Source organism: Pseudomonas sp. PSB11, from assembly GCF_014596605.1.
Taxonomy (GTDB): Bacteria; Pseudomonadota; Gammaproteobacteria; order Pseudomonadales; family Pseudomonadaceae; genus Aquipseudomonas; species Aquipseudomonas umsongensis.
The window spans coordinates 1-4,381 of the sequence record NZ_NOIO01000057.1 but is presented as its reverse complement, the minus strand read 5'-3'; the positions used below and the strand labels follow the sequence as shown (position 1 = coordinate 4,381).

At 61.6% G+C, this 4,381-nt stretch carries 1 protein-coding gene; it reads right to left on the bottom strand.

Features of this window, described 5'->3' with window-relative positions:
• A partial coding sequence (locus CGA21_RS29615) for a beta strand repeat-containing protein (protein WP_188265684.1) occupies nucleotides 1-4,381 on the bottom strand: 4,381 nt, incomplete at both ends.

The following is a 4,381-nucleotide window of genomic DNA, read 5'->3' as shown; positions in this document are numbered from 1 at the left end:
GAGGCGGTGCCATTCTGGTCCCATTGCAGCAGGGTATCGGCGCCTTGTTGCACCAGGCGCAGGTAACCCAACGCCGCATCGAACGGGTTGCCGCCGCTGTAGCCACTGCTGGTGGTCAGCAGGCTGTTGATGTTGAGGATGTCGCCACTGGCGCCAGCGGCGAAGTCGCTGACAAGCAGCTGGCCAATGGAACTGGGCTCCAAGAGGTAGGCGTCGCGTCCGCTGCCGCCGCTGACCGTGGTGACAGAGTCGGCGTTGCTCTGGTAGACAACTATCGTGTCGTCACCCGTACCCGCATCGATGATATTGCTGCTGGCGACCTGACCATCGGATTCATACAAATAGTCATTGCCATCGCCGCCGTGGAGCACATCACTGCCAATCCCACCATACAATTGGTCGTTGCCGCTGCCACCGTCAAGCGTGTCATCACCACTGTCACCAGACAGAAAGTCGCTGCCGCCGCTGCCGGTCAGCGAGTCGTCGCCGTGCTCGCCCAAGATATAGCTGCCATCAGCGTCATTACCGGCCAGTAATGTATCGTTGCCCTGACCTCCGTAGAGGTAGTCATAGCCACTGCCACCATCAAGCAGGTCGTTGCCACCAAAACCGAAGAGCTGGTCGCTGCCCGCCAGCCCATAGAGGGCATCAGCCACCACACTGCCATTGAGCACATCAGCATTCGGCGTGCCGTTCAGCGTCAGACCCACCGAACTCCCATCCGGCGGCGCGGCCGGCGTGAAGTTCTCGGTCGTTAGCGCTGCAGCATTGGTGTTCTGCAGGGTGATGACGGTACTCCAGCCGGCGCCCCCAGAGGCGGTGCCATTCTGGTCCCATTGCAGCAGGGTATCGGCGCCTTGTTGCACCAGGCGCAGGTAACCCAACGCCGCATCGAACGGGTTGCCGCCGCTGTAGCCACTGCTGGTGGTCAGCAGGCTGTTGATGTTGAGGATGTCGCCGCTGGCGCCAGCGGCGAAGTCGCTGACAAGCAGCTGGCCAATGGAACTGGGCTCCAAGAGGTAGGTGTCGCGTCCGCTGCCGCCGCTGACCGTGGTCACAGAGCCGGCGTTGCTCTGGTAGACAACTATCGTGTCGTCACCCGTACCCGCATCGATGATATTGCTGCTGGCGACCTGACCATCGGATTCATACAAATAGTCATTGCCATCGCCGCCGTGGAGCACATCACTGCCAATCCCACCATACAATTGGTCGTTGCCGCTGCCACCGTCAAGCGTGTCATCACCACTGTCACCAGACAGAAAGTCGCTGCCGCCACTGCCGGTCAGCGAGTCGTCGCCGTGCTCGCCCAAGATATAGCTGCCATCAGCGTCATTACCGGCCAGTAATGTATCGTTGCCCTGACCTCCGTAGAGATAGTCATAGCCACTGCCACCATCAAGCAGGTCGTTGCCACCAAAACCGAAGAGCTGGTCGCTGCCCGCCAGCCCATAGATCGCATCGTCGACCACACTGCCGTTGAGCACATCGGCGTTCGGCGTGCCAAGAAGGGTGTACAGACTCAACGTGAAGACGTCACTGCCCGAAAGCCCACCCAGGTCGGTGGCAATCACGACGATATCGATGTCCCCGACCACCGTCCCCGCCGGTGGTGTGCCGCTGAAGGTGCGACTCGCTGCATCGAAGCTCAGCCAGGATGGCAAGGGGTCGCCACCGGCCAATGTGGCGCTGAGCACCAGGCTGTCGCCTTCATCCACATCGGCAAAAGTGTTGGCCGCCAAGGTATAGGTGAACGATTGCCCCAACCCGCTGAGCTGGTTGGTTAGAGGCGTTTGCAGGGTCGGTGCATCGTTGACTGCGGTGACGTTGACCGTCAGCGTGTTGCCTGAGAGCGCGAAGGTTTCGCCATCGCCCACGGTGAAGCCGATGCTTGCGTAACCCGAGCCATTGGCGTCCTGCGCCGGCACGAACTGGAGCTTGCCGGCGTCCAGGTCGGCCCGGCTGATTTCCTGGCCCAGGGCGACCGCCACCCACGCGCTGCCGTTGTGATACTGCAGGCTGCCGGCGTGCGGCAGTGCGGTGATCTTCACGACGGCCAGCGGGTCGCCGTCGGTGTCGCTGTAGTTGCCGAAGTCGCTCGCCTGCAACAGCAGCTGTGTATCTTCGTTGGTGGTCACACTGTCGTCGGTCGAGCTGGGTGGCGAGTTGAACATGGCGAGGACGGTCGCGGGGGACCAGACCGTGCCATTGGCAAAGCGGATCTCGTCGACCTGCGCCGGCCCGCCGAGGAAGTAGTCAAGGATGGTGATGCTGTCGCTGGCATTGAGTGTCAGCAGCAGGTTGTCGCCGACCCGGCTGGCGGTCACCTGCGCGGGCAGGATGTTGGTGTCGAATGAGATGGCGTCGAGATCACCTGCGGCGGCGCTGCGGTTGTCCACCGTGTCGGCACCATTGCCAGGGAAATAACGGTACACATCGTTGCCGGTGTCACCGGCCAGCGTGTCGTTGCCGAAACCAGCAACAAGCTGATCATCTCCATTGCCACCGTTGACAGCATCGTTGCCGAAGCTTCCGTCCAATATATCGTTACCGTCGCCCCCGAACAGAATGTCGTTACCAACCCAACCGTTGAGGTAATCATTGCCCGCACCGGCGGAGAGTTGATCATCACCGGCCCCTCCATTCAGGGAGTCGTGGCCATCGCCTGCGCTAATACTGTCGTTTTGGCTCGTGCCAAAGAAAAAGCCGGCCCGCTGCAGGATTTCCTTGCGGCTCCATTCGGTACCGTCGGCAAAGCGGAACTGCTGTACGCCAGAGCCCTCCCCTGTATCGAGTTCGAAGGCTCCGGCCATACTGCCAATGAACAAAAGATGGCCATTGGCAAACTTGACCAGGATGTTGCCGGATGGGTTGATGCTGTCCGCGGGCCTGACGAAGACAAGGTCAGCAGGATTGATGCCTGCGGCGAACTGCACGACGTTGAGTTCGCCGAGCGTATTGCTATCGCTGATCGTGACGTCACCGCTTCCATCGACCAGGTAAATATCGCTGCCAGCCCCACCGCTTAGATTGACATAGCCACCGGTGTTACTCAGGTTGCGGGCATCGAGCGTGTCATTGCCGGCCTCTCCCAGAAGAACACTGCCGGTCTGGCTATTGCCGGCCACCAAGGTGTCGTCGCCGGCACCGCCCCAGAGGAAGTCCACGCCGCCGCCGTTCTGCAGCAAGTCGTTACCATCCTCGCCATGCAAGGTGTCATTGCCCGCCCCTCCATCGAGGCTGTCATCGCCTGCACCGCCACTGAGCTGGTTATTGCCGTCGTTGCCGAGGAGCTGGTTGGCAGCGGAGTTGCCCGTGCCGTCCAGGTTGCCCGAGCCGGTCAGGGTCAGGTTCTCGACATTGCTGCCCAGCGTGTAGCTGATCGAAGACTGGACGGTGTCGTTGCCCTCGTTCACCAGTTCGTTGACCTGGTCGCCCGCGCTATCGACCACATAGAGGTCGTCTCCCGTGCTGCCATACATGGCGTCGTCACCGGTACCGCCATCAAGTGTGTCGTTGCCGCCGAGCGCATGGATCTGATCGTTGCCGGCCAGCGCCTGGATAAGGTCGTCGCCATTGCCGCCAAAGAGCACATCCGGCCCGTTGGTGGCAGCCACCTGCACGTTGGCGAGCAAGGTCGTCCTGTTCCACAGCGTGCCATTGGCGAACTGGACACGGTCGATCTCAAAGTCCGCCCCCAGATAGAAGCCCTTGACGGTGAGCGTGTCGAGCGTGCTGTACACCAGCATCACCAAGTCATTACCGCTACGCAGGAAACGTACATCGACAGGGTTGAGGCCGGTCAGCTGCAGCGTATCGACGTCGGCAGCCAGCCCGCCGCTGTTGTCGATCACGTCGTGGCCGAAGTTCAGGCCGTAGACATAGGTGTCGTTACCCTGGCGCCCCGCCAACCAGTCATTGCCGACACCACCGTTGAGAGTGTTGCGACCGCTGTTGCCGGTCAGGCGGTTGTCGAGATCGTTGCCGGTGCCAGCCAGGTTGGCGGTACCCGTCAATTCAAGGTTTTCCAGGTTGGCGCCGAGGGTGTAGGCGATGGATGCGCGGACCGTATCGGTCCCCTCACCCGACGCCTCGCTGACGCTATCCCCAGTCTGGGTGATCAGATAGAGGTCATCGCCGGCACCACCGGCCATGCTGTCATTGCCTACGCCGCCGTCGAGCACATCGTTGCCGTCGCCGCCGGACAGGCTGTCGGTACCGGCGCCGCCCAGCAGCATGTCGTTACCGGCACCACCTTGCAGGTTGTCATTGCCATCCCCGCCGTCCAGCCGGTTGCTTGCGCTATTGCCAATCAGGGTGTTGGCCAGGGTGTTGCCGGTGCCATTGAGATTGGCACCGCCCAGCAGGGTCAGGCGTTCGA